General features: G+C 59.6%; 25 protein-coding genes and 3 pseudogenes. 19 read left to right on the top strand and 9 right to left on the bottom strand.

From position 1 onward, the window contains the following. Window positions 1–438: 438 nt before the first annotated feature. Window positions 439–672: a hypothetical protein gene (locus NKG60_RS16975; protein WP_352508341.1), complete on the bottom strand. Its 234-nt coding sequence runs from the start codon at window positions 670–672 to the stop codon at window positions 439–441. 305 nt (window positions 673–977) lie between these two features. On the opposite strand from NKG60_RS16975, the gene NKG60_RS16980 reads away from it, so the two are divergent. From NKG60_RS16980 to NKG60_RS16995, 5 genes and pseudogenes are all read left to right on the top strand, one after another. Then, the gene (locus tag NKG60_RS16980; RefSeq protein ID WP_352975199.1) at window positions 978–1,166 is read left to right on the top strand and encodes a KTSC domain-containing protein; all 189 of its coding nucleotides are present in this window, start codon (window positions 978–980) and stop codon (window positions 1,164–1,166) included. Between the two features lie 955 nt (window positions 1,167–2,121). Then, complete coding sequence (locus NKG60_RS16985; protein ID WP_352457937.1) at window positions 2,122–2,460, top strand: hypothetical protein; 339 nt, start codon at window positions 2,122–2,124, stop codon at window positions 2,458–2,460. Window positions 2,461–3,530: 1,070 nt separating this feature from the next. Continuing rightward, window positions 3,531–3,684: pseudogene (locus NKG60_RS16990) on the top strand (diguanylate cyclase); the annotation flags it as partial. A gap of 143 nt (window positions 3,685–3,827) precedes the next feature. Continuing rightward, a complete protein-coding gene (locus tag NKG60_RS32270) occupies window positions 3,828–4,040 on the top strand; it encodes a hypothetical protein (RefSeq protein ID WP_502895030.1) in 213 nt (70 codons plus the stop codon). Between the two features lie 308 nt (window positions 4,041–4,348). Beyond that, window positions 4,349–4,633: a DUF982 domain-containing protein gene (locus NKG60_RS16995; protein WP_023680323.1), complete on the top strand. Its 285-nt coding sequence runs from the start codon at window positions 4,349–4,351 to the stop codon at window positions 4,631–4,633. Window positions 4,634–4,811: 178 nt separating this feature from the next. Here NKG60_RS16995 and NKG60_RS17000 read toward each other — a convergent pair whose 3' ends face one another. Continuing rightward, entirely contained in the window at window positions 4,812–4,973 is a 162-nt protein-coding gene (locus NKG60_RS17000; protein WP_189556919.1) for a hypothetical protein, read from the bottom strand. Here NKG60_RS17000 and istA point away from each other — a divergent pair. Together istA and istB are read left to right on the top strand one after the other, a co-directional pair. After that, the gene (gene istA / locus NKG60_RS17005; protein WP_502901966.1) at window positions 4,972–6,483 is read left to right on the top strand and encodes an IS21 family transposase; all 1,512 of its coding nucleotides are present in this window, start codon (window positions 4,972–4,974) and stop codon (window positions 6,481–6,483) included. The two genes, NKG60_RS17000 and istA, sit on opposite strands and share 2 nt — an antisense overlap. 12 nt (window positions 6,484–6,495) lie before the next feature. After that, window positions 6,496–7,251, top strand: coding sequence for an IS21-like element helper ATPase IstB (gene istB / locus NKG60_RS17010; protein WP_352975200.1), 756 nt, complete (start codon window positions 6,496–6,498; stop codon window positions 7,249–7,251). An 856-nt stretch (window positions 7,252–8,107) separates the two neighbouring features. Here the strand turns inward: istB and NKG60_RS17015 are convergent. Both NKG60_RS17015 and NKG60_RS17020 read right to left on the bottom strand, forming a co-directional pair. Next, window positions 8,108–8,488, bottom strand: coding sequence for an alpha/beta fold hydrolase (locus NKG60_RS17015; RefSeq protein ID WP_352975201.1), 381 nt, complete (start codon window positions 8,486–8,488; stop codon window positions 8,108–8,110). A gap of 53 nt (window positions 8,489–8,541) precedes the next feature. Further along, window positions 8,542–8,964, bottom strand: a pseudogene (locus tag NKG60_RS17020) (alpha/beta fold hydrolase); the annotation flags it as partial. A gap of 253 nt (window positions 8,965–9,217) precedes the next feature. Here NKG60_RS17020 and NKG60_RS17025 point away from each other — a divergent pair. The 6 genes and pseudogenes from NKG60_RS17025 to NKG60_RS17055 all read left to right on the top strand — a co-directional run bounded on the left by NKG60_RS17025 (window position 9,218) and on the right by NKG60_RS17055 (window position 13,489). Next, complete coding sequence (locus tag NKG60_RS17025) at window positions 9,218–10,267, top strand: YihY/virulence factor BrkB family protein (protein WP_352975202.1); 1,050 nt, start codon at window positions 9,218–9,220, stop codon at window positions 10,265–10,267. Next, a pseudogene (locus NKG60_RS32275) lies at window positions 10,266–10,862 on the top strand (transposase); the annotation flags it as partial. The gene NKG60_RS17025 and the pseudogene NKG60_RS32275, both read left to right, overlap by 2 nt. A 237-nt stretch (window positions 10,863–11,099) precedes the next feature. Continuing rightward, window positions 11,100–11,447: a hypothetical protein gene (locus NKG60_RS17040; protein ID WP_156948222.1), complete on the top strand. Its 348-nt coding sequence runs from the start codon at window positions 11,100–11,102 to the stop codon at window positions 11,445–11,447. Between the two features lie 4 nt (window positions 11,448–11,451). Next, window positions 11,452–11,847: a phage holin family protein gene (locus tag NKG60_RS17045; protein ID WP_023721682.1), complete on the top strand. Its 396-nt coding sequence runs from the start codon at window positions 11,452–11,454 to the stop codon at window positions 11,845–11,847. Beyond that, complete coding sequence (locus NKG60_RS17050; protein WP_352975204.1) at window positions 11,844–12,722, top strand: hypothetical protein; 879 nt, start codon at window positions 11,844–11,846, stop codon at window positions 12,720–12,722. Before NKG60_RS17045 ends, NKG60_RS17050 begins: the two co-directional genes overlap by 4 nt. Beyond that, a complete protein-coding gene (locus NKG60_RS17055) occupies window positions 12,719–13,489 on the top strand; it encodes a hypothetical protein (RefSeq protein WP_352901927.1) in 771 nt (256 codons plus the stop codon). The genes NKG60_RS17050 and NKG60_RS17055 overlap by 4 nt, the downstream gene beginning before the upstream one ends. Window positions 13,490–14,322: 833 nt before the next feature. Here the strand turns inward: NKG60_RS17055 and NKG60_RS17060 are convergent. Further along, window positions 14,323–14,832 (bottom strand): ferritin-like domain-containing protein, encoded by a 510-nt coding sequence (locus NKG60_RS17060; RefSeq protein WP_352901924.1) that lies wholly within the window; start codon window positions 14,830–14,832, stop codon window positions 14,323–14,325. Between the two features lie 142 nt (window positions 14,833–14,974). Between NKG60_RS17060 and NKG60_RS17065 the strand changes: the two genes are divergently transcribed. The 5 genes from NKG60_RS17065 to NKG60_RS17085 all read left to right on the top strand — a co-directional run bounded on the left by NKG60_RS17065 (window position 14,975) and on the right by NKG60_RS17085 (window position 18,499). After that, window positions 14,975–15,490 carry a hypothetical protein gene (locus NKG60_RS17065; RefSeq protein WP_352975205.1) on the top strand — a complete coding sequence of 172 codons (516 nt, stop codon included), beginning with the start codon at window positions 14,975–14,977 and terminating at the stop codon, window positions 15,488–15,490. After that, the gene (locus NKG60_RS17070) at window positions 15,490–15,726 is read left to right on the top strand and encodes a hypothetical protein (protein ID WP_352975206.1); all 237 of its coding nucleotides are present in this window, start codon (window positions 15,490–15,492) and stop codon (window positions 15,724–15,726) included. Before NKG60_RS17065 ends, NKG60_RS17070 begins: the two co-directional genes overlap by 1 nt. 23 nt (window positions 15,727–15,749) lie before the next feature. Then, entirely contained in the window at window positions 15,750–15,899 is a 150-nt protein-coding gene (locus tag NKG60_RS17075) for a pyocin activator PrtN family protein (RefSeq protein ID WP_352975290.1), read from the top strand. A gap of 702 nt (window positions 15,900–16,601) precedes the next feature. Next, on the top strand, window positions 16,602–17,126 hold the full coding sequence (locus NKG60_RS17080) for a YciE/YciF ferroxidase family protein (protein WP_352975207.1): 525 nt from the start codon (window positions 16,602–16,604) through the stop codon (window positions 17,124–17,126). 206 nt (window positions 17,127–17,332) lie between these two features. Further along, the gene (locus tag NKG60_RS17085) at window positions 17,333–18,499 is read left to right on the top strand and encodes a beta-glucosidase (RefSeq protein WP_352975208.1); all 1,167 of its coding nucleotides are present in this window, start codon (window positions 17,333–17,335) and stop codon (window positions 18,497–18,499) included. A 127-nt stretch (window positions 18,500–18,626) separates the two neighbouring features. Here NKG60_RS17085 and glf read toward each other — a convergent pair whose 3' ends face one another. Together glf and NKG60_RS17095 are read right to left on the bottom strand one after the other, a co-directional pair. Then, window positions 18,627–19,769, bottom strand: a complete 1,143-nt coding sequence (gene glf, locus NKG60_RS17090) for a UDP-galactopyranose mutase (RefSeq protein WP_352902011.1) — start codon at window positions 19,767–19,769, stop codon at window positions 18,627–18,629. A 2-nt stretch (window positions 19,770–19,771) separates the two neighbouring features. Then, window positions 19,772–20,944: a glycosyltransferase family protein gene (locus tag NKG60_RS17095; RefSeq protein ID WP_352975209.1), complete on the bottom strand. Its 1,173-nt coding sequence runs from the start codon at window positions 20,942–20,944 to the stop codon at window positions 19,772–19,774. A gap of 399 nt (window positions 20,945–21,343) precedes the next feature. On the opposite strand from NKG60_RS17095, the gene NKG60_RS17100 reads away from it, so the two are divergent. After that, the gene (locus NKG60_RS17100; RefSeq protein WP_352473704.1) at window positions 21,344–22,267 is read left to right on the top strand and encodes a glycoside hydrolase family protein; all 924 of its coding nucleotides are present in this window, start codon (window positions 21,344–21,346) and stop codon (window positions 22,265–22,267) included. Between the two features lie 238 nt (window positions 22,268–22,505). Here the strand turns inward: NKG60_RS17100 and NKG60_RS17105 are convergent, their stop codons facing one another. After that, window positions 22,506–23,426, bottom strand: coding sequence for an ArsR/SmtB family transcription factor (locus NKG60_RS17105; RefSeq protein ID WP_352975210.1), 921 nt, complete (start codon window positions 23,424–23,426; stop codon window positions 22,506–22,508). 430 nt (window positions 23,427–23,856) lie between these two features. Next, window positions 23,857–24,171 carry an alpha/beta fold hydrolase gene (locus NKG60_RS17110; protein WP_352975211.1) on the bottom strand — a complete coding sequence of 105 codons (315 nt, stop codon included), beginning with the start codon at window positions 24,169–24,171 and terminating at the stop codon, window positions 23,857–23,859. Between the last annotated feature and the right edge of the window lie 120 nt (window positions 24,172–24,291).

The raw sequence follows: 24,291 nt of genomic DNA on the forward strand, positions 1-24,291 counted from the left end.
AGAGAAGCGGCTACGTTTCATGTCCTGGTCCTCTCGATGGGCCAGAACGAACTTCAAACCGGATTAGATCAGAGGGGCAAGGTCAGGACGTCTCGCGAAGTTGGTCTGATATTTTCAGGCATCATGATGGTTTCCTAGTTCACAGCAATTGCCGGCTGACGGCCGCAGTGCGACCCATCAGGGGCGAGCTTCTCTCGTTTGGGAGGCTATGGATCACCATATGGTGTTGGCAGCACCGTCAATGAAGCCCGACGCCCTGCTTCTGAAGCCAATAGTTTGCGACTTAAGGCCACACCCATAAACGCATTGGCGATCTACCATCGTGTCCCCGAGGCACTCGCCCGCCGCGGTTTGCCGGCGGCGGGGTGGCACTGGCTTGTGGGGCCCTAGGCCCACTCGCGGCGCTCGCACTGGATCTCGGTGCGGGTTTCCCTTGTCTCATCGCCCTGTCAGCGCCTTGCAAATGAGCGAAACCAAGCTGTCGCGCGCTCGCTCGTGGAGTGCGCCTTTCGGCCGCCATGCAAGGAAATCATCAACGCTCATCCAATCAGCCGGGTTTGTGTCGGCGTCTGGCTGGCTGAATTCCACATACAGATGCAGTTCGTCCGGCACGAAGACGACCCTCCACAATCCTTCGATGTCATTGGCAAGGTTGTAGGCGAGGACGGTCATGGCGGGGCACTCCTTTCGCCGTGGAGCGTGCCTATCTCACGGGAAAATTCCATCACCAGAAGTTAGTATTGACGCTCGCGCTTTCTCACAAATCCAACGTCCGCGTGATGCCGAAAGGTGCAGCCAGCTTTTTGTGTATCTCGATTGGGAACACGGGACCGCCGCGAAAGTTCGGTGCACGCAGCGAATCCTCCCCCTCCAGGTATTGCTGCAGATCGGTATCCCGATCGGCCCGCGCTCCCCGCAAGGGCGCGGGCCTCGGCCTGTGGTGCTCATGCCATCTACTTCGATCCGCAAGATGGAATATGATCTGGATAGAAGGACCCTCTCGGTGTGGTTCGTCGCCAGCCGTAAACGATACGAGTTTGAGGGGGGTACCGCCGGAAACCTTTGCCGCGTTCCGGGCCGCGTTCGCCAAGGGCCGCTATTTCAACGACCACATCCGCAACAATTTCCGCTACCGTCTGGTTGCGAGCGATAGCGACCCGGGATGACCTGACCTGCCGGCGGCTCAATCGTCCTGTCGCTCCAACCGGCGGTTGGTGGACGCGTTGCCGCTGTTGCGCTTAGGGTTGGTTACGGTCCGCGCTCACCTGGCAAGCCCAACCCCCCGCATCCCCCCGCCTGGTGCAAAGCGTTTGATCGGTCCCGCCGTTCTGGCAGTGCGGCGGGACTTTTTGCGGTCCAGGTGGAACATCGGCGCGCGGGGAAGGCGCGGTGCACGCAGCACCCTTTCTCATCCAACGTACGTCGCTGGCGCTGAAGGGTCTCAACGTCGGTTTGCCGCCGGAGCTCAACTAGTGGACTATTGCTCGACCGGAAGCGGCTCGTGCTGCGGCTCAGCGTGGTGGAAGACCTGTCCAAGATCGCGCGCGTCGAACGTTTGGCCGCAGACTGGGCAGTAGACCAAGTGCTTCGACTCGTCCTCTACCGGCCCGTCATGCGGCCTGCCCTCATAGCCCGTCGCGATGTTGTCGGTTCTAATCCGGGGCAACGACAAGTGCCTTTCGTCGGTTTGGCGGCCGATATTTCTCGCTTGTCACGGTCGACCGTGACTAGTGGCCCGAGGTCGATCGTCGCGGTGTCCTCGTCGATGCGCGTGACCTCGCCTTTCAGGTCAATTTGCTGGCCTCGGTTCACCTTGGTGTGGTCGATGATGGAATGTGGGAACTCGTAACCTGGGATAGAGACGCTTACGCGGTCCTCTGTTATCCGCCTTCGAACCGTGGCAGTAATCGCCACTTGGTCACCAATGCCTATTCCCCGAGCCATGCCATGGATTCTGGTGCGGGCAGTGTCTTCTTCAAGAGGCTTCTAATATACGCCGGCCATCCTAAGGCTGACCTACGACCAGAGTTACAAAAGTTGAACTTCATCGGGGAACACTCCTTCTGTCTGCCTGTTCGATTTGGCCAGGCGCATCCCGCGCATTCAGAAAGGAGAAAGAAGATGAAACGCATCCTTTTGGCTTCGGCCGTGCTGGCGGTGTCGGCGGGGCTTTCCTTTGCCCAGACGACGAGCGGAACTTCGAGCGGAACCTCGACCACCACAACCATGCCCAGCACGACGGATCAGGGCACCGGCACGACCAGCAGCGGGACCAACATGTCCGGCGATCAGGGCACCGACACGACCACCACCAGCGGCACCACAAATCCGAACTCGGCCAGAGACTGCGCGCCCGGCCAGCAGACTGGCAGCGCTCAGCAGGCGGCGCCTGGTCAGCAGGACACGACAGCCAACACCGCCGCGCCGGGCCAGGTGAAAAAGACCGACGAAGGTTGCTGATTGGCACATCGGCTCAGGTTGGGAATCACCAGCGTGTGGCTGGCTGATCTCCCCCGACCACCGCCTGAACTCAACTCGGCTGGCGAGCAAGTTCCCGCCAGCTCAACGTTCTGATGCTGAAAATACTGGACCAGATCTATGCGGTCTCACCGTTAGCGCCAGCGAAGCGACGACACCGGGGCGGGACAGGCGGGGCCGCTACAGCTCCAGGCTTGTCTTCCCGGTGCGCACGGCGTCGACGACTTCGCGCATCGAGTCGAGGACGAGCTGCCGACGATCCGCATGCGGATCAGCAACTCAGGGTCGATCGAGGGACGGCCGACCGGGCAGGCCGCACCCTAATACCCAAGCGGAAAGGCCACGCCCACGCCTGGACACGGCCAGTGTATATCGGCGGGCTGCTTGCCAATGAGCTCTAGTGATGTCGAGCGCCCGCTGCGCCGATATGAGCGTGGAGGCCAACAACAGGCGTATCAAAGGTCTGGCCTGATCGCGCCGGCTGATGATGCGCATAAAGGCCTGGGGGCCAGGCATCAGCGGCTCGGCCGTCGCCACGATCTCGGCCTGCCGCCACTTGTAGAAGGGCGCCAGATACTGGCGGATGGCCTTTAGCGTAGCGTCATGCTGGAGCGCCAACGGATCGGGATCGATGCCGTCAAAGGCGACAAGACCAAGTACCCAGGACGGAAGCCAGCAGCGATGGGGAAGCGCGACAAGATCGTGAAGTTGGATGCCGAGGGCATGACCAGAACAGCGATAGCCAAAGGAACTGGGGGTCAGTGAGCGGAGCGTTTATCCGGCGCTTCAGGGGACCGGTGAGCGCCGATAGGTGACCACTAGGACTACGAGGCGAATTAGGCCCCACCAGACTATGAAACGCTCCTCTCCCAAGCTGACCCGCGCTCTTCCGTATCTTGACCCTCAGCTTCAGACGCCTGTCGAGGAAGTGTTCGACGCTGGCCATCACCCGTGCGCCCGCACGCTCGCTGCGAACATAGAGGGCAGTCGTCGGCGTAGCGAACGAAGCAGTGCTTGCGTCGCTCCAGTTCCTTGGCGAGTTCGTCCAGCATTCCGACTTTGAAACATGGCTGATTTCCACACAGTCGCGGCGGGGCAAGACCGGCTTTTAAGCGGTTGAGACGGATCATGGATGGTCGCTGGCTCTGGATGACGGAAACGGATCAAAACGACGGCTGGATGCTCTGCATAGCCAACGAGATCACAATCTGCGGCTTCGGAAGCGAGGCTAGTCTCCATGACGTCAGGGCACGCCGCCGCTTCCGGTCTGCCAGTCTGGCGCATGTGTCAACAGTTCCGAGCCGAAGCACTGCACCGCCCTCCCAGCCAAAGAAAGTTGGCTCGCCCGACTGGCAGAAGAAGGCCTCGATGCTTCGCGCCTTCGCGGGGCCGTCAGCCAGACCATCGCCGGTGAGCCGCCGAAGGAACGTGGCATCCTTGCCGCGCTGCGCCGATCCCGCTGCCGGAGCCGATCTCCAGGTCAAGATCTGATGCGACATCTGCTCGATACAAACCGCCTCGGAGCCCCTGCTCTAAAGGACGGCCCAACGAAACGACCATAATCTTTTCATCTCCTCCCTCACAGCCGTCGAATTCGTCGCGGTGTGCTTGAGAAGCCGTCGGGCAAGCGGCGTGACGAGCTCGAAAAATAGTTCGCGGCGTCGGACGGTGCACAGATGCTTTTTGCCGGCCGGGTCCTGTTGTACGACGAGAGGATGGTCCGGCTAGGCAAAGTGCCGGGCCCAAGGAGAGCCAGCTCAGCCTCAATCGAATCGGCCAGCGGTTCTTTGAATTCGCGGTAATCCACATTCATGCAACCACTGCCCTTGTCTTCGCGTTTAGCTGCGTTCAATCGTGGGGAGCGACAAGAATGCGGGCCTTCAGTCCAATTACAATCTGCCTCAATCGCAACCTGACGGTGGTCGCGTCCATAGCCGACGCAATGAAGGTGCTTCAGCAACCATGGCCTAGAATGGGAAAGCCGGGGCGGCTCAACGCGATCCGAATGGTCGAGGAGTCCCTCGCCGGGCATTGCAGCCAGCAAGCTGCGCTCGAGGCCTTCAAGGCGGCCGCGGCTGAACAGGGACTCCTTAGAACAAGAGGGACCACCGCAGGTCTGGGGAAAATTGCGCGGATGGTTGAAGATCTGATGTGAGGTCATGCCGGCCTCGCTAACACTGAAGAGCCGCCCCACTTGAAGCCCGAAATACTGCCTTCTCCCGCGGCAGCCGAAACGCCTCAAAACGGGCTATTAGCCTGGACGTGAGAAGGCCCTGGCTTCGTCCGGGACAGCCAGGATGCGGATTCCGACGTGAAGCCGGCCGCCATTCCGATCAAAGACCGGCCACCATTCCGATTTGAAGCCGGCCACCATTCCAATCAAAAGTCGGCCAGTTTTCGGCACTGAACATTACCTCCTGGGTCAGCAACTTTGGCATCAAATGCCCCGCGATGAACGGGGAGATTTTGATGCCGGCAAAGAGAAGGCTGACCATGAGACAGTTACGACAAATGCTGCGGCTTGCCGGAAGCGGGACCAGCTCCCGCGAGATTGCCGTCGTCTTGGGAATAGCGCGCAGCACGGTGCAGGATAATCTGCAGCGCGCAGCGGCGGTTGGATTGAGCTGGCCCTTGCCGGGCGAACTGACCGACGATGCGCTCGAGAACAAACTCTTCACTCGCAACGGCGTCAAACAGGGCACGAGAAGACGCACAGAACCAAACTGGGCCGATCTTGCCGTCGAGCTCAAGAAGCCCGGTGTCACCTTGCTCATCCTCTGGGAGGAGTATCGTGGGTCGCATCCCGAAGGATACGGCTACAGTCGCTTCTGCGAACTCTTTCGCAGTTTCGAGCAGCGGCTTTCGCCGACGATGCGCCAGGAGCATGCGGCCGGCGACAAGGTCTTCGTCGACTATTCCGGCAAGAAGATCCCGATTGTTGATCGCAAGACCGGTGAGATCCGCGAGGCAGAGATCTTCGTGGCAGTGCTCGGCGCATCCAGCTTCACCTATGCTGAAGCAACATGGACACAAACACTTCCCGACTGGATCGGCTCGCATGTTCGGATGTTTCGTTTCTTCGGAGGCGTTCCCCGGTTGGTCGTTCCCGACAATTTGAAGTCTGGCGTCAGCCGCGCCAGTTTCTACGATCCCGAGATCAACCGCAGCTACGGCATGATGGCATCCCACTATGGTGTCGGTGTCCTGCCGGCACGGCCGCGACGGCCGAAGGACAAATCCAAAGTCGAGAACGGCGTCCGCTTCGCCCAATCATGCATTCTGGGGCGGATGCGCAATCAGACCTTCTTCTCGCTGGCCGAGGCCAATGCCGCCATTCGCCAGGCACTCGATCGCATCAATGATCACGTCATGCGCCGGCTGGGCGTCAGTCGCCGGCAGCTGTTCGAGAGTGTCGAGCGCCCGGCTTTGGCCAGTCTTCCACTGGAGGATTACGAGTTTGCCGAATGGCGTTTGGCCCGCGTCTCGACGGATTACCACGTCGAGTTCAAGACCTTCTTTTATTCCGTGCCGCACAGCCTCATTCGCCAGCAGGTCGATCTGAGAGCAACGGCACGCACCATCGAGATCTTCCACCGCGGCAAGCGCGTCGCGGTGCATCAGCGCCGCTATGGCGGTCCTCGCCATGGAACCGATCCGGATCACATGCCCAGCTCCCACCGGCGCTATGCCGAGTGGACGCCAGATCGCTTCCGTCGCTGGGCCGCATCCGTCGGCCCCGAGACGGAAGGCTTGATTGTCGCAATCCTCGCCAGCCGCCCACATCCTGAACAAGGCTTTCGAACATGCCTGGGTGTCCTGCGCCTGTTTCGCGATGTCACACGCGATCGCGCCGAAGCTGTGTCAGCCCGCGCTGTCGAGATCGGTGGCCTGAACTGCAAGAGCATTGCCTCGCTTATCGCCAATCACAAGGCCGCAAGGCATTCCACCGAACCGACCGCCATCGTCGATCACGCCAATCTGCGTGGCCCTGATTACTTTCATTGAGGAGACACACCAATGCTTATCCATCCCACCATCGACATGCTGCGCGAACTCGGCCTTCATGGCATGGCCACCGCCTTCCAGGAGCTCGACGCACAATCCGAAGCACGCGGCCTCGAGCATGGCGAATGGCTTGCCATGCTGCTTGAGCGCGAGGCTACCATGCGCCGCCAGAAGCGTTTCGAAGCCCGCGCCAGGGCTGCAAAGCTGCGCCATGACGCACAGATCGAGAATGCCGACTTCCGTGCCGCACGCGGTCTTGACCGCAATCTGTTCATGGCGCTCGCCGGCTGCGACTGGATCAGAAAGCATCACAGTCTTCTCATCACCGGGCCGGCGGGCGTGGGCAAGAGCTGGCTGGCCTGCGCTCTCGGCCACAAGGCCTGCCGCGAAGACTTCTCCGTCGCCTATCACCGCGTTCCCAGGCTGTTTGCAACTCTTGCCCTTGCCAGAGGCGACGGACGTTATGGCCGGATCCTCAAGCAACTTGCCAAAACCGACCTTCTCATTCTCGATGACTGGGGACCGGAAAAACTCAATGATGACCAGCGGCGTGATGTGCTTGAGATCATTGAAGACCGCTACGAACGCCAATCGACAATCGTCACCAGTCAGCTGCCTCTGGATCGCTGGTACGAGATCATTGCAAACCCAACTCTGGCCGATGCCATCCTGGACCGCCTCGTTCACAACGCCTATCGCATCGATCTCACCGGTGAAAGCATGCGAAAACAGCGCTCGCCAAGAGCGTCTGAAACAGCTCAAGCTTGACCTGAAACGAAACCCAATCCAAACATCAACGAGACCCAGGATCAGTCCGAAAAATGGCCGGCTTCAAATCGGAACACCGGCCGGATTGAAATCGGAATGACCGGCCGGCTTCAAATCGGAATCGATGGCCGGCTTCGTCGGAATACGCAGCCAGGACCCAAGTCGCGGCGGTGGCAACTAATCTGGTGGTGGCCGTCAGATGGTTCAGCCAGGTCGGCACGAGAACCGAAGATAACCGGGACTGTGCCGGCGTCGGCATTCGCAAAGAGGGGCACTCTGCATCGTTCTCGATGGCTAATCAGCAGGAAGGAACGTCTTGGCCTCTTTGGCAGCAGCCTCGAAGGCCTGACGGACCTCCACCGGGGTCAGCCGCCCCTAAAATGCGTCGGCGCAGGACTGGATCGCCAGCTTCCACTTCGGTCCCCTCTTCGGCCACTTCATGTTCCTCGGCGGCTCCCTTGACGTGGCTCACCCCGTAGGTGAGCCCAGGTCGGTTGGCCCTGACGTAGACCGGAGGGGATAACCAGTGGAGTGCCATGAGGGGGAACTTAGGCGGGAAGAGCCCGTTGACCAACCCAGCTGTAGGCGCGGATAGGGGAACGATGTAGGCCCCTCGCGGGTTTAGAGGTTGCAGCGGTCGTTCTTCGGATGTGCAGCCGCTGTGGCGGGGGTCCGTCCTTGCTGGCGGCGGGCTCCGCAAAGCGCGGTGTTGGTCGGAGACAATAGAACCTTATACCGCAATCCAACTTAGCTAGTTGTAATGTCCCCTCCTCTTTTGCAGCAGCCAGGAATGCCCTGCAGGCCTCCTCCGGCTCCATCTGACGCTGCCCCCAGTTTCTATTCATTTTTGAGTTCCTCAGCCCTCCAGGAACGCCAGAAGCGCCGCATTCACCTCGTTGCTCTCTTCGCGTTGAACCCAATGCGTCCCCTTCTCGAAAGTCTGCAGGCGGCCATCGTCGCAAAGGGCGAGACTGCGCTTGGCCAGCCCGGATTCCAGAGCCTGGTCCCGCATCCCCCAGATTACAAGAGTGGGCGTCGTGATCCGCTCCTTCAGGCTCGGGCGAAAGCGCAGGGCGCGATACCAGTTGAGCATGTTGGTCAGCGCCCCCGGCCGCTCCCAGGCCTGCCGATATTCTGCAATCTCCTCTTCTTCGAAGGCGCCTGCCCGGCTGGATGTCCTGAGTGCTCGTGCGAGCAAGGCCGAGCGGCGCGCACCCAAAACGGCTTCGGGCAGCAAGGGATCTGGAAGAAAACCGCGTAACTGCTCCGCAGAAACTGCGTCGGAGATCGCAGGGCATGGGTAAACAGCACCTCGGGATGGGGCGCATTCAGGATGACGAGCTTGTCCAGGCGATGAGGCAAGTTTGCCCCGGCCGCCCAAGCGACGATGCCGCCCCAGTCATGGCCGACGAGGTGAAACCTTCCGATGCCGAGCGCGTCGGCCAGGGCGACGACATCGCCGAGGAGCTTGGGGAGCGTGTACTCGTGGATGCCCTCGGGCTTGTCGCTGGTGTTGTAGCCCCTCTGGTCGGGAACGATGACCCGATATCCGGCGGAAGCGAGCGTACGGATCTGCCGTCTCCAGCCGATCCAGAAGTCCGGGAACCCGTGCAGGAGCATGACCGGCTTACCCTCGGCAGGCCCGGCCTGAACGACATGAAGCCGAATGCTTCCGGCGTTGACGAACTGATGTTCAGGCGCGAGTGAGATCATGGCTGGTAACGTGGGTGTCGTTAAAGTGATCCAGCGCAATGAGGATTTAGATCAGGCTGCGTCGTCCCGACAACATGCACGCTCAGCCGTCGCATCCTCCGCCAGATGGGCATGGGAGCCGAAGGGCCAAGTGGGGATGGCGCAGGTGTTGGTACAGGCGGCGGATGTTTATTTGTAAGCGCAGGTCTGCACCTGCATCCTTTGGCGCTATTATACGTTTGCCCCGCGAAGAAGATGCTCCGGACCGGCGGCCATGTCGAAGAAAACAACCGAGGACGCTTACGAAGATCAAGTGCAACTTGAGCGGCGGGCCGAACGGGAGAGCCGCGGACGCAATGCCGAATGGCCGTCAGAAATTCCCGGCCGCGGCTGGAAGGACGTGCTGTGGCGGGTCTTTGCTGAGGTAACCGAGGACCGTGTTATGCTGATCGCGGCCGGGGCCGCATTCTATCTGCTTCTTGCCCTGTTTCCAGCGCTTGCCGCGTTCGTGTCCATCTATGGTTTCGTCGCCGATCCTCAGACCATCGCTCAGCACATTGCGTTCCTTGGCGGCGTACTGCCTTCGGGAGGTCTGGATATTATCAGATCTCAGCTTGCTTCCTTGGCCGCTCAGAAGGCTGGCGCGCTCAGCTTCGGCTTCATCTTCGGCCTTGCCGTCGCACTGTGGAGCGCCAGTAACGGCATAAAGACGCTATTCGAAGCCATGAACATCGCCTACGAGGAGAGTGAAAAGCGCGGTTTTATCCACCTGAATCTCCTGGCGTTGGGCTTCACACTTGGCGCCATCCTCATTGGTATCGGCTTTATCGTCTCGGTGGGGATTGTGCCAGCCATGCTTGTGCTGCTGAACCTCGGCGGCTGGACCGAAGCCCTTGTGCGGATCCTTCGGTGGCCGATGATGCTGATCATGGTCGGCGTCGGGATCACGCTGATTTACCGCTACGGACCCAGCCGGGAAAGGGCAAAGTGGCAATGGGCGACATGGGGCGCCTTCCTCGCGGCTGTGGTCTGGGTCGCAGTTTCGATAGGATTCTCCTATTATCTTGAAAACTTCGCCAACTACAACGCGACGTATGGAGCCCTTGGGGCAGTCATCGGCTTGATGATGTGGACCTGGATCTCCGTGATTATCCTGGTTGTAGGTGCGGAGCTGAATTCCGAGATGGAGCATCAGACAGCGAAGGACACCACCACAGGTGCGCAGCAGCCGATGGGTGCGCGAGGTGCCACGGTCGCCGACACGCTGGGCGAATCGGCCGATGCGGCCGACCAGCAGTCGCGTTCGAGCGAGCGCAACACTTAGCGCGCAGATCACTTTGCACGCCATCGTCAAGCGGCTGCAGCCGAGCGTGGCCCAGCAACGGCTCAAGTCGCTGGTCGCCGGCTTGCCCAATGACTGGCGATCTCACCATCCAGAAGCAACGCACAAGCACCGTCGCCGATGCCGAAACCTCGCCAGCCTCGACGAGGTCATTGTTTTGCTCAAGCGTCAGAGCCGCCGACTTGAAGGGCGAGATCGCCTCGCTAATCGACGACGATCCGCTGTGGGCCTGTCTCGATCAGGTCTTCGGTTCGGTCAAGGGCCCCGCGTACTCCTGATGGCCGAGTTGTCCGAGATTGACACCTTTCCAATAAGGCCATCGCCAAACTCGTGGGCTTGGCGCCGATCGCCAATGACAGCGGCAGGCGCAGCGGTCGAAGACCTGTGCGCGGCGGCCGTAAAGGTCCGCGCTCCATCCTCTTCCTCATCGCGCTCACCGTCGCCAGATATGATCCCCCCGCGCCTTCAGGCAGGAAAGGAAAAGATGATTATTCGCATTGCGCCCGCCCGCAAGCTACCCATCATTCCCAATGCAAAAGCACGCGATGCGCGCCACGAGTTCGCAAACGCAACTTGACACCCCAGATAGTCACTCATTGGGAACCAACGGGCCTTACCTCCGTTTGCTCCTCGAATGGAGGAAACCATGAACAACCGGAATTCTGAACGGCATCCCCCAACTGCGCTAAGAGCTGGTGACGGTACCCCGGAAGACATAGGAGCGACCGTAAGCGGCAGGTTATCCAAAGCGTCCGACATAGCGCAAGGGGCAGCGGAAACCGCCAAACGGGCGGCCGTTGGTGGCGCGTCCACCGTGACCAATCAGGTTAAGGAGATGTTGGACCGTCAGGTCGGCAGCGGCGCCGAGGTGATGGGCCAACTGGCGAGTTCGACTAAGCGTGCGGCCGAGGACCTCGACGCAAACGCACCGATAGTCGCTGGGGTCGTGCGCACTTTCGCGAATAGGCTTGATGGATACGCAGACGACCTGCGAGACAGGTCCGTCGATCAGCTGGTTCTTGCAGCGTCCGATTTGGCCAGGCGCAAGCCGGGTTTGGTGTTTGGGCTGGCCGCAGTAGCGGGCTTTTTGACGTTCCGCACACTGAAGAGCGCGCCTCCCGCACCAGAGTCCATCAAGGGAAGGCGGCAGGGAGCGAACTGATCTGATGGCACAGGAACAACTGAAGAATTCGCCTCTCCCTCAAGCACTGTCGGCAGTGTTGGCGGACGTCGCGGACCTCTTTCAAAAAGAGTTGCGCCTGGCGCATGCGGAGCTGTCCGCCAACGTCTCAACGAAGCTCCAAGCAGGTGTGTGGATGTCTGCTGCTGGCGTGCTGGGAGTGGTCGCCGCTCTGCTTCTAGTGCAAGCCCTCGTACTTGGAATAGCCAGCTTAGGGATGGCCCTGCACTGGTCGTGTCTGATCGTCGCGGCCGCAACGGCCGTCGCCGCCGCTTTCGCCTACTATCGGGGCCGCGCTGATGCGCAAAAAGAACTTCTGCCGACACACTCCATAAGCCAAATAAAGCAGGATATTGCGACAACTAAGGAGCAATTAACATGAGCCGCAATTCACAGGTCCAGGATTTTGGAACGAAAGAATGGCTTCTCAGCTCCGCTAGGAACAATCCCGAAGGCCTTCTGCTCGTCGCAGCAGGGTGCGCGTTGCTAATGCGCAGCCGCGGTTCAAGTGCCGGGCATCGCGAGCAATCCCGTGGAACCAACGGGCGCCAAAATGCTGCGCACGTACGCACCGCCAGCGGCGGGGCGTCAAAAGCGCAGGAAGAGGCTAGCGAGACAGCAGAGGCCATGCGCGACAATTTAGCCGGCATTGGGGAGAAGGTGAGTGAAACCGCAACTCAGTACGCATCATCCGCCGCGTCATACGCAGAACAGGCCGGTCGCTCCGTATCCGAGAAGTCAGGGCGCGTGGTGCAGCAAGCCCAATCAACGTTCCAAGACACGATTGGCCGCATGGTGGAAGAACAGCCATTGGCTTTTGTTCTGGCCGGCTTCGCAGCCGGTGCCGCTATAGCTGCTGCTTTGCCGGCCAGCGATGTCGAGAGGCGCACGCTCGGCCCAGCAGGAGAGCGATTGACGGATGCTGCTGAAAAAGCTGGGGAACGCTTGAAGTCCTCGACAGCAAAGGCGGGCGAACGGCTCAAAAGCGCCGCCGAGGAACATGGGCTGAATTCGGACGGCCTCAAGGAGGTCGCAAGGGACGTTGCGGGTGCCTTTGGGAGTGCCTTATCAGAAGAGCAATCAAGTGAACCCGTGCAGCCGTCTTCGCCAAGCCCAAGTGGATCGAGCGGTCCATCCACCGCCAAGCTGCAACCGGGCAGCGCCACCCCTTCGGAAGGAATAACGGCCAAATCGCAGCGGTCGGACAACCCTCGGTCGAGCAAACCTGCCCGCCCCGTTGGCAAGAGAGATTTATGATGGCCGATCCGCAACTTGAGCATCTTGAATACGAAGTTGAGGCTGCCCGGGCTAAGCTCGCCGAGGATTTGTCGACACTTCGGTCGCCAAACACGCTCTCCGAGTTTACCGATGATTTGAAACACGAAGCGCTTGAGGCAAAGGATGCGCTGGTAGAGAAAGCAAGAGCCTCAATGCAATCGGTGGCGCAGGCGACTATTGACGATCTCAAGGCCAAGGCGGCTGCCAATCCGAGCGCTGCTTTGGCGATTGGGGCCGGTTTGGGGTGGCGTTTCCTCCGCCATCCGCCGATCGCAACCGCACTCGTCGGAGCGGGATTGATCAGCTTGTTGCGGACCAATTCAGCCCGGCCACCCGGCGAGCAGCAGGTGGATCACCTATCGTACGCCAAGGAGCGCCTGAAGGAGCAATCTAGTGATTTGGCGGAAAGCGTCAGTGATTTCGCTCTTGAAACGGCTGGTAAAATAAAACGCGAAGCTGCCGAGTTGACCGGCGTGGCCAAGGAAACTGTTAAAGAGAAGACAGAACGTCTGGCTGCCGCTATCCGCCGTAGCGGCGATGGGCAGCACGAGGGCGAGACTGCCGCAAGAGCATCCGCGCCCTTCGATGAAGCGTCGTTAGCTCGCCAAGACGCATCGCGCGATGAGCATACCGAGGACAAACTCCTTCTGGCGGCAGCAGGTTTGGCAGTCGCCGCGGCTGTCGGCTTTGCCTATCAACGACGTCGGAATGAGCAGATGGACACCGACCGAACTGGAAGGGCGTAGACAGAGGTCATTGCAGAGAAACAGTCGTCCTGAAGGCAAAGTATGATGCCGCGCTCACATTTATCGAGTCCCGACGAGTTCAGCCATCGGGTTGCATATTCTGGAACCACGGACGGCGCGATGACGATGCGCACGGCGGAGAAGATCGGACAAAGGGGTCAAGCCCTTCGAGCATGATGATCGTCGGCCGGTCGGTCATGGCCCTCAGCGAAACCGCCAGCGACCGGCTGAAGCGGAATTTCACCCCGAAAACGATGCAAGTGCTGCCGACGCCATAACGTGAGCGCAAGAATTGGCAGTTTAATTGTATCTTTTGCGAGCGAAAACATCTGCACGCTCCCGCATTACGCGATGTTAACGCCAGTTTTCCATTGTAAGTTCCCTCGCTGGGCTGGGCTGACAGGAACCTCTGCCCGTCGCTGGCGCGCTCTGTCCCCTGTCAGGACGAACTTTCTCGGATCCGGCTTGGCGCTGCCGGTGCCCGCGCACGCAACTGCTCAGTCATCAGGGACGAGTGTTCTCGGGCATTCCGCTATCGCGACCTCGTTTCCAACGTTTTAACACGCCCACTCGAGCTTGATCTCGCCGAGCGTTGCGCTAGCCCTTCCGATCTGGCTATTGCCAATGTGTATTTGACCAGGCTTGCGCAGGCGAACGCTTCGACTCGCTAAGTGACGACGCCGCAATATTAGCATCGCTCGTCGTTGCAATTTCTCGAATGCGCAGCTCGACGACCGCCTGCTAGGCGTGTTCGTTGCCCAGCGCTCACGAAGGGGACGCGCTAGCGGACGAATCCCGATCACCCAGTTCACGATCACTACGTTCCTACCCGATCACCGCTTGGCGCTGTCGCTGTCCGCTTCGGCCCGCGCAAGGAACTGCTCGGTTGTCGAGGGAAGATGGTCCTTCAACCATTCCGCCATCGCGACCTCCTCTCGCAAGTTCTCGTCGCAAGCCCGAAGAACCTCCGTTTCGCCGAGCGATCGAGCAGCGGCAATCAGGATCGTGTAGGAGGCGATTTCCATATGCTCGAACGTGTAGCTCGCGAGCGATCCTTTCATCACCTCGTCTCCAGCGAAGACGCCGCTCAGCGATTGCGCCATCGCCGTCAGCTTACCGCCAGCGTCCTTCATCGTGGATGAACCCTCGTCCATCTGATCGAGACAAGTCTTCAGCCGGGCAGCCTGCTGCTTCGTTTCGTCGAGGTGCTGTCGGATTCGGTCGCTCAGCTCGGGATAGTTCTCGATGCGACCCAACTGCCCGTTCAACATCGTTTCGGCCTGCTCTTCCATGGCATGAGCATCTCTAAGCCATTGGACAAACCATTCGCGGCTTTCTGACATTTCGAATCTCCTTTGCGATCTAAGGAAACTTTCAGAAGAGGACATTGTTCCGGAGTAGAGCCCGCCGAACGGGCCTTGACCGTCGCAGAGATCAGCGTCATGGCGGGTCTCAATTCATCTCGCGAAAATCCTGCAGCGATGCGTGGGAAAGGCCAAGATCGCGGAAGATCGGCGCAAGGAAAACGGCCCGTGGACGCTCGCCGCTGCGCCGCTCCATTATAAAGTCCAACTAGCACTCGCCCGCTTCCTGGCCATCCGACGCGGCGACATACGGCGACATGTTGAAGTGCCGCGCATGGCATACTGCGACCGCTGCATGTCGTTCCTGGCAAGTAACAACGGCAAGCAGATGAAGCTACCAGCGCTCGGCGAAGCTGAAGTGGATTGTCGACGAGGCGCTGATCGCGGCGGCTGGCGCTCCGCATTGAGCCTTGTGCCTCACCGCACCACCGCAGTCACAAGGAACGCGACGGCCTCTCCGCTCGTTGATTGGTTTTCGAATCGAGCCGTCGTCATGAGGTTTCTAATATACGCCGGCCATCCTAAGGCTGACCTACGCCCAGAGTTACAAAAGTTGAACTTCATCGGGGAAGACTCCTTCTGTCTGCCTGTTCAATTTGCCAGGCGCATCCCGCGCATTCAGACAGGAGAAAGATGATGAAACGTATCCTTTTGGCTTCGGCCGTGCTGGCGGTGTCGGCGGGGCTTTCCTTTGCCCAGACGACGAGCGGAACTTCGAGCGGAACCTCGACCACGACAACCATGCCCAGCACGACGGATCAGGGCACCGGCACGACGAGCAGCGGGACCAACATGTCCGGCGATCAGCGCACCGACACGACCACCACCAGCGGCACCACAAGACCGTGTGCAAGGATTATTTTTCCCACCTGACGCTCACCAAGTTCTTACGCAAAGTGAGCATTGGAGAAATTGAGCTTCCGCTAACCCGAGCAGAAGAAGCCAGAAGAGTGCCAAAGGCGTTCATCTCCAGCGACCTAGCTTCATACCTCGATAAGCGGCGCAAAATGGCACTGTCTGAAGTGCGCGCCTTCCGACGTAGCTAGCGCTCCCATGGCTCCTTTGCGCTTGGAGTTCAGCAGTCTCTAGATGACTGCAGGATGCTACCTCCCGTCCGCCATTCGTGCCCCCCTACCCCGAAATACGCCGACGGCTCGCGGGAACCCGCCAACTCCGAATTCCCGTTCGTGTCGAAATGGCAGAAAAGCGATGGAGGACTGCACGATGGACCCGCAAAACGACCCTTTCGAGATGTGCTGTCTTCTAATGGGGTCGTAAGCTGAGTTCGAAGCTATTGGACATGGTGTCAACAGCCTGAGGGTCGCCAAGGTCAGAGCGGCCGGCCGGCGCCCATCATTATGCGCGCGATCGCGATCTGCGCCTCGACCTTGGTGCCGGCAGGTGGCTCGCGTTACCTGCGGGCACATTAAGCGCTTCTCCAACCCTCTCGAACTCCGAGAAGAGACCGGAACCTTGATCAGGTGCGGGCAAAGGTCCGTTGCGAAAAATGCGGCCGCAAGGACTCGATGACAGCGGAAACCCTTCAGGCAGACGATCCTCATTCCGGAACTTCCGCAATGGAGCGCAGCCGAGATGCTCAAGCCGCTGCTGGCGCGGCGGACTGAAATCAGCGGTCAACCCGACCGTCGCTCGCTGTTGGCCGCCGCTGTGCCGTGGCGAAGGAACAACAAGAGACTGGTCCAGTTAGAGCCATGCATGCGTCGATACAAATGAAAGAGGAGATGACAATGGCGATAAAAAAAAGCTCTCAGGGCAGCTCCAAGGGCTTGGAAGACCTTTTCTATGATGGTCTGAAAGACATCTACTACGCCGAACGCAAGATTCTGACGGCGCTCCGGAAAATGGCAAAGGGCGCGGAGTCCGAAGAGTTGAAGGCGGCGTTCGAAAAACATCGTGACGAGACGGAAGGTCAGATCGAGCGTCTGCAGCAAGTTTTCGACGCCTTTGGCAAGAGAGCCCAAGGGAAAACGTGCCCGGCGATCGACGGCATCATCGAAGAAGGACAGGAGATTTTGGAGGAATTCGAGGAGGCTCCGGCATTGGACGCGGGTCTCGTGGCTGCAGCCCAGTCCGTCGAACATTATGAAATAGCGCGCTACGGGACTCTTGTCACATGGGCCGGGTTACTTGGCTTGAAAGACGCCGTCCCGCTACTCGAACAGACGCTCAAGGAAGAAAAAGCAACCGATGAGGCGCTCACCCGACTAGGCGAAACAGGCGTCAACGAACGGGCGATGCAACAGGCCGCATAACTTCGGATCGAATCGACGCGACCGCGGCCCCCAGCAGACGGGATTGGAGCTTGGTTGTATTCGCCAATCCAGGCACACGTGTACACCGCAGCCGCCGAGCCGTCGACGTGGTGGTGGCCGACCGATTTCGACTAGGCCACCGGAACTGACGATGGGGGACTGCGAATGCGATTACTTGCGCACGCCTTGGGCGACAGGATGTTGGTATGAACGAGAACACCGCTCGTCGGCCCACGGCAGGCTCTTCCGGGTTCGACAGCTTTTTCATGGCTGGTTTCGAGTGTTCCTCGCATCGTCGTGCCGACGGGGTGCGCCTTGATCTGATCCGTGCGACCTCACATGACACCCATGCATCCGGCGACTATCGCCGCTGTGCCGAGCTTGGGCTTCGCACGATCCGCGACGGCTTGCGCTGGCACTTGATCGAAACAGCGCCGGGAGTCTTTGACTGGTCGAGCTGGATGTCGGTGATCGAAGCAGCCCAGGCGGCCGGGGTGCAGATTATCTGGGATATATTCCACTATGGCTCGCCAGACCATATCGACCAAGGTGGCCCGGGGTTTATCAAGGCCTACGTCCGTTTCGCCGCGGAAGCTGTTCGGGTTCATCGCTCCGCTACCGGGGTGGCTCCCCTGGTGTGCCCGATCAACGAGATTTCGTTTTTTGCATGGGCGGTGGAGGTCGGCTATTTCCCCCGCGTCGGGCCCAACAAGCGTCGATGGTTCAAACGACACCTTGTCAGGGCAGCGGTCGCCGGCGTGAGGGCGATGCGGGAGGCTGAACCCGGCTGCAGGTTCATCTGGGCTGAACCGCTGATCCATATTGCTCCTCGTGACCGTACTCGCCCCGAACGGCGGCGCGCCGAAAATGCTCGTCAGGGGCAGTTCGAGGCGTATGACATGCTGATTGGGCGCGTGGAGCCGGAGTTGGGCGGCAGCGAGGACGTTGTGGACGTCATCGGCCTAAACTTCTATCCGCACAACCAATGGTACTTTAATGGCCCAACCATACCGATGGGGCACCACGAATACCGTGCACTTTCGGAAATGCTGGTCGAGGTCGCCGAGCGATACAAAAAGCCGATGTTCATCGCCGAGACCGGCGCCGAAGGGTCCGGTCGGCCGGCCTGGCTTCATTACGTTTGCGACGAAGTGCGCGACGCGACCAGCCTCGGGGCACCTATCCAGGGCATATGCCTTTATCCGGCGACAGCCTACCCAGGTTGGGACAATTCGCGCCACGCCGAAGTCGGCTTGTTCTCCACCATCCATGCGGACGGCTCGCGCGCTCTTCGCAAGCCCCTTGCCGACGAGTTGGAGCGCCAGCGCCAATTGTTCGTGGCCTTCGAAAAACAACAAGCAGGCGCGCCATAGCCTCGCTGATCAGAACAGTGCGCACGTTTCAGCTGCATCAACAGCACAGCTAAAGCTGTTCGCCGAGAAAGATCCTTGGCCTCTTTCCCCGTGGGTCGCCCTAACGCCGGTCAGCCCGGAGCATCATTCACTCGGCCGCCTCGCGCTGCGTCGGCGTGACGAGCATCCCCTTGCCGGCAAGGCGCGCCTGAATGCGTCCGAACGTAGCCAATGCCTGGCCGACGACCTGATCCATATTGTAATAGCGATATGTTGCCAGACGTCCGACGAACCAGACCTCCGGGCAGGCCGCGGCCAAAGCTTCATAGCGCTTGTACAACGCCTCGTTTTCGGCCCGCGGCACCGGGTAATAAGGATCTCCGATGTCCGTGGGGTATTCGTAGGTGAGGCTGGTCTTCGGACTCTCTTGACCGGTCAGATGCTTGTACTCGGTGATCCGTGTGTATTTTTCCGTCTGCGGATAGTTAACGACGGCGACCGGCTGGAACTGCTCACAATCAAGCGTCATGTGCTCAAAGCGCAGCGAGCGGTAGGGCAAGTGACCAAGCTTCCAGTCGAAATATTCGTCGATTGGCCCGGTGTAGATCATCCGCTGAAAGGGAATCTTGTCGCGAATTTCGCGGTAATCAGTCTGCAGCAAGATCTTGACCTTGGGGTTATTCAACATGCGGTGGAACATGCGCGTATACCCGCCTGCCGGCATGTTCTGGAAGCTGTCACCAAAATAGCGATCGTCACGATCGGTCCGGGTCGGGACTCGCGCCGTCACTGACTTGCTCAACTGGGAAGGGTCGACACCCCACTGCTTCCTCGTGTAGCCGCGGAAGAATTTCTCGTAGAGCTCTCTGCCGACAGTGCTGACCACGACGTCCTCGGCGGTGCGGACTTCTTTGACCGTTTCGCGCCGGGAAGCGAAGAAGTCCTGCAGCTGCTCGGACGTTAACTCAAGGCCGTAGAGGCGGTTTATGGTGTCGAGATTGATCGGTATCGGCAGCAGCTTTCCATCGACAAGCGACAGCACGCGATGTTCGTAAGGCCGCCATTCGGTGAATTGCGACAGATAGTCGACGATCGATTGCGCGTTGGTGTGAAAGATGTGAGGCCCGTAACGGTGAATTAGGATTCCCGCCTCGTCGTAGCAGTCATAGGCATTGCCGCCGACGTGATTTCGTCGGTCTATGATCAGGACGCTTTCCTGCCGTTGCGATGCGATACGCTCGGCCAGCACACTGCCGGCGAAACCGGCCCCTACGATCAACCAGTCGAACACGCTCACGCCCTCCTCAGGAATGGGACGACGCTCTTCATCGCATGGGCGCGCTCGATGTGGGCAGCCATCGCGCTCCAGGTCTTCTCCCAGGACATGTCGGCGAGGTAGGCGTCGGCCTTCTTGACCAGGAAATCGCGGGGGTGGGCCAGGATCGACCGAAGCTTGGCCTCGATATCCTCCGCCTCGACAATCTCGACAAGGCCTTCGACGCCGTAGGTACGCACAACGTCGACGATCGCCGTGGACAACACCGGCAGTCCTGCCGCAAGAAACTCGGGAGTCTTGGTCGGGCTGATGTAGCGGGTCGCTTCGTTCAGCGCGAACGGCATCCAGCCGGCACTCCAATGCCTGAGATAGTTCGGCAGGTCTGCATAGGACTTGCCGCCCAGCCAATGCAGGTTGCCTGCCGTGGGAAGGCTCGCCCGATCGATCTTGACGACAGGGCCGAGCATGACAAAATGCACGTCTGGCATTGCCGCAGCCGCCTGCGCGATAAGTTCAAGGTCGAGCCGTTCGTCGATGACCCCGAAGTACCCCACCCTCGGGTGAGGTATGTCGGCCTGATCGAACGGGTCCTCACCTGGCGCCCTAGCCTGATGGAAATGAGTAGCGTCGATGCTGCTCGGGAAGGGAAAGATCGCCCGGTGCAAGCTGCGCTTGGCCTCATAGAGGCTCTGCCCGCCCGTGAAGACGACATCGGCACGTTGCAACAGCGCCTTTTCCAACTGCGTCAACTCTGCGGGAGCGTCTTTGAACGCGGAGAGTTCATCCATGCAGTCGTAGACGCAGACGTCACAGGCGAGATGATCGCTGAAGCGTAGCGCCATGGGCGTGTAATACCAGGTCGTCAATCGGTCATGCGGCGTCGAGGCGAGGATCTGATTGACGAACCTGCGCTGGATCGCGTCCGCCCTGGTCGCGGAGGTACCAACTGGGATCAGCGGCGTCACTATTCTGATCTTGGGGGTAATATTGTGCACCCGCATCGAAGGGTGGCGCCTCTCATCGAAGATCGGCTCTTCGAAGTAAATTAGCTGTTGCTGTTTTGACGCCAGGGTCAGAATGTGTTGTGGTCTCTGATATACGAAGTTCCATCGGAGGTGTGAAAAGCAAATGAAAATAGACGGTTGTACAGGGTTTTTTGGTGTTTTGGCCCGGCCCGCCGCCATTTCCATGTAGATTATCCTTCGATATAGTTACAAAATGCCTCGACTAACAAAAGTCAATCGAGGCAGCTTTGACATGAAGTTCGCAGCCTTCTATATAACTTCCATCCCGATAAGTTGTTCCATAGCTCCAAACTGTCTCGGGCGAGACCAGCCGTCCGCTCCACTTGCGACGGCTCGACAGAGAAGGGGCGAGCCGGCCGCCCCCATTCGATCCACATGATGAAGCCCCTCGCGTCAGGTCGGGCTCCCCAAATGTGGCCCTTTGCCACAGAGCGGTTCAAATCCTTCAATCGTTCAACAACCGTTCATCAGCGGAGCTATAAATACGCTTGGAATCGATTCATCTGAGTCGCGCCGGTGGTTCATTTGAATGGAGACCGAGACGAATCGAGGGATGGCTGGCGAATGAAGATCGACTTTGAAACCAACGTCTTTCCATTGTTTCACCCGCAGGTTGTGGATGATCTGAAGGACCCTTGTCCGGTGTTCGACGGCACGCTCTGGCACGTCTTCGGCTCCAGCGGCACCGTCACAACAGAGAGCTGGAAAATCCTCCACGCCACAGCGCCGGATCTTTATGGACCCTGGACAGAGCACGAGGCGATCGTTTTGCCGGTAACCGGATCTGGCATTGCGGCGCCCGGCGTCATTCATGAGTGCGGCGTCTTCCACATGTTTATCCAGACCGAATTCATGAAGTCCGGCGGACGTTGCGAGCACGCGGTGTCCAATGACGGCTTTCATTGGGTGGTGCTCAATCCGGCGATATTGTCGCTGCCCGACACCGATGAGGACGGCATCTACGATCCCCATCCCGCAATCGTCGGAGGCAAGCGCTATATCGTCTATTCAGGCATGCCCAAATTCACCAGGGTGCCCCAGCCTGATGTCTATCTGGCGCGCAGCCAATCCGATTCCTGGTTCGGGCCATGGAAACGTCTCGGCAAGATACTCGATCATCTCGACGTGCCACATCACAATGCGCGCGAGCACCCCGATTACGAATGGGGGATCGAAGGCGCGCAGCTCGTCGAGCTGCCGGACGGTCGTGTGCTTCTCAACGCCACCTGCTTCCTCCCCGAAGGTCCGCGCGGCAGCCGGCAGCGCGTCTTCTTCGCCATCGCCGATGACGTCAAGGGTCCCTACGTTTCCGTTGGCCCCGTTCTCGACCCTGGTGAGCCCGGCGAGAATGGCCATTCGACGGTGATGATCGACGGCCGGCAACTGACCTTGTTCTACCAGAGCAGGCGTGAGGCGACGAACCATCGCTGGCGGTTCGGGTTGGCAAAGTGTGACCTGGATCGGCATATACTTTCGAGAGTTGCCTAGCTGGTAAGTTCCGGCATTTGCCGGAACGGAGGATGCTCTGGCTGTTGGTTGGTGGGACGGATCCCTTTGTACTGGTGATTGAGGGTAGCAGGGGATTCGCAGCCAGTGGGCAAAGCTTGCGACGAGGGATCTATACACGTCAGGCAAGCCGGTCGCCTCATGGACGGCGGTGCCAGCTGCAAGCCTAGCCTAGCCTAGCAATGAACTGTAACTGAGCGCAGCAACGCGGCCAGTCGATTCACGCGGTTTTGATCCTGAGCACAATGTCCTGATCGTAATTTCCAAAGCCCTTGCCGAAAATATTGATCCCGCCGGGGCGCTTGGCGTCGTCCTTGACGCCGATACGGACGCGGATTGAATGATGGCTCTTCAGATCGAGTGCGGCGAGGCCGGTTTCGGAAATCCTGAGGCCGTCGACATAGGTGCCGTCATTGGCAATTCGCCAGTTCTTCAGCTTACCGTATTGCGAGCCCTTGAGCTTCCACCAGGAGGGCGTGAAGACGCCGCGCTTGTCGCCGAAATCCCCCGGCGACGTCCAGGTGCCGACATCGACACCATTGATCGTCAGCGTGATGTCCGAGGGCCAATCGGCGCTGGTGCCCGGCACTTCCGAAGACAGCTCTATCGCAACTTCGAGTCCGGTGATCTCGGCATTGGCGAGCTTGGCATTGTTGGGGAACTGGTATTCGACAAAACCGCGCGTGAACCATAGCAGACCGGCCTTCATGCGGTCCGGATCGAGGAAAGTGTTCGGCACATCGAGCAGACCGATGATGCCGTCCGGCGAACAAAGGCCGCAGGGCGCGGTAACCTCGAAGCCGGTATAAAGCCCGATCGGCATCGACACTTCGATCGCGTCGTTCTTGACCGCACGATATTCGCTCTTGAACACGACGAGCACTTTTTCGGCGGTCGGATAGCAGATTTTCCGGTTGCCTTTCTTCGCTCTCTCGGTGCGGATCAGCCCCGCATCCTCCAGCACCTGGATGTTGGTCGAGACGGTCGACTGCGGTAGCGACAGCACGGCGGCGATTTCGTTGATATTCATCGGCCCCTTCTCATGCAGCAGTTTCAGCATCGAGATCCGCGCCGAGGAGGCAAGCCCCTTGAGCACGGCAATGCCTTCCTCAGGTTCAATCACCAGAAAATTGCGACTCATGAAATCGCCAGTCTATGCTCGTGACAGAGGTTATGGCTTCGCTCATTGCAACGGCGCTGACCGAAACGCCGAGCCGTTGATTTGGTTACATTAAGCCCTCGACCGTCAGTATGCATCGCAAGCCGTACCCGCAAGGATGGTGCGACATGTCTACATTTGTTCTCCGACCGCCAGCTCCTTGTAGTGCGGGGGTGCTTGTCAGTCCGTGGCCTCGATTTGCAGACGACTAGATGCTGGCAGCCACAAAGAGAGGCAGAAGCCGAACACGGAATTGGGGCCGTTCCCCTGGCCAAATCCCCAAGATACGGGACCTCGACGTCGATGTTAGCCGAACCGGCGCGGATGGATGCACAGGATGCGGTTCGCTGAAGTGCGTGCCGCCGTGAAGTAAATCATCGGATTCGCCACCCGATAGAGTCGGGACGGGGTTCTACCTATTGCTTTTGAGCATGATCTTTTCCGAAAATCGCGATTCCACTTCTTCGGGATCGCGCCAGTGCCGGCCTACTTCACTGCTGGCCGCGGCAGCGACCCTGTCCACCATGGCGAGAACAGCTAGCGGTGCGGTGTGGTGGACCATGTGGCCGGCCTGCGGGATGATATCGACAAAGGAACCAGGAATCTCCGATTGTAGTCTAAGAGCCTCGGCGTTCGCATCGAACAACCGGTCGCCGGCCCCGGCAATAATGCCGGCAGGCATCAACAGGGTGAAGCGGCCGCCGGCCAGCGCGTCGGCCAGCATCAATCCCGATTCGGCCGCGATCGACCGCAGCTGTGAGGCCAGCTGGCGATGTCCTTTGCCGACGAAGCAAACCCCGCAGAGACGATGCCGGGGCGAAATACTTGCCCATGGCGAGCGGCCAGG

Origin of the sequence: Mesorhizobium sp. M1428, assembly GCF_040317515.1 — a bacterium.
GTDB lineage: Bacteria > Pseudomonadota > Alphaproteobacteria > Rhizobiales > Rhizobiaceae > Mesorhizobium.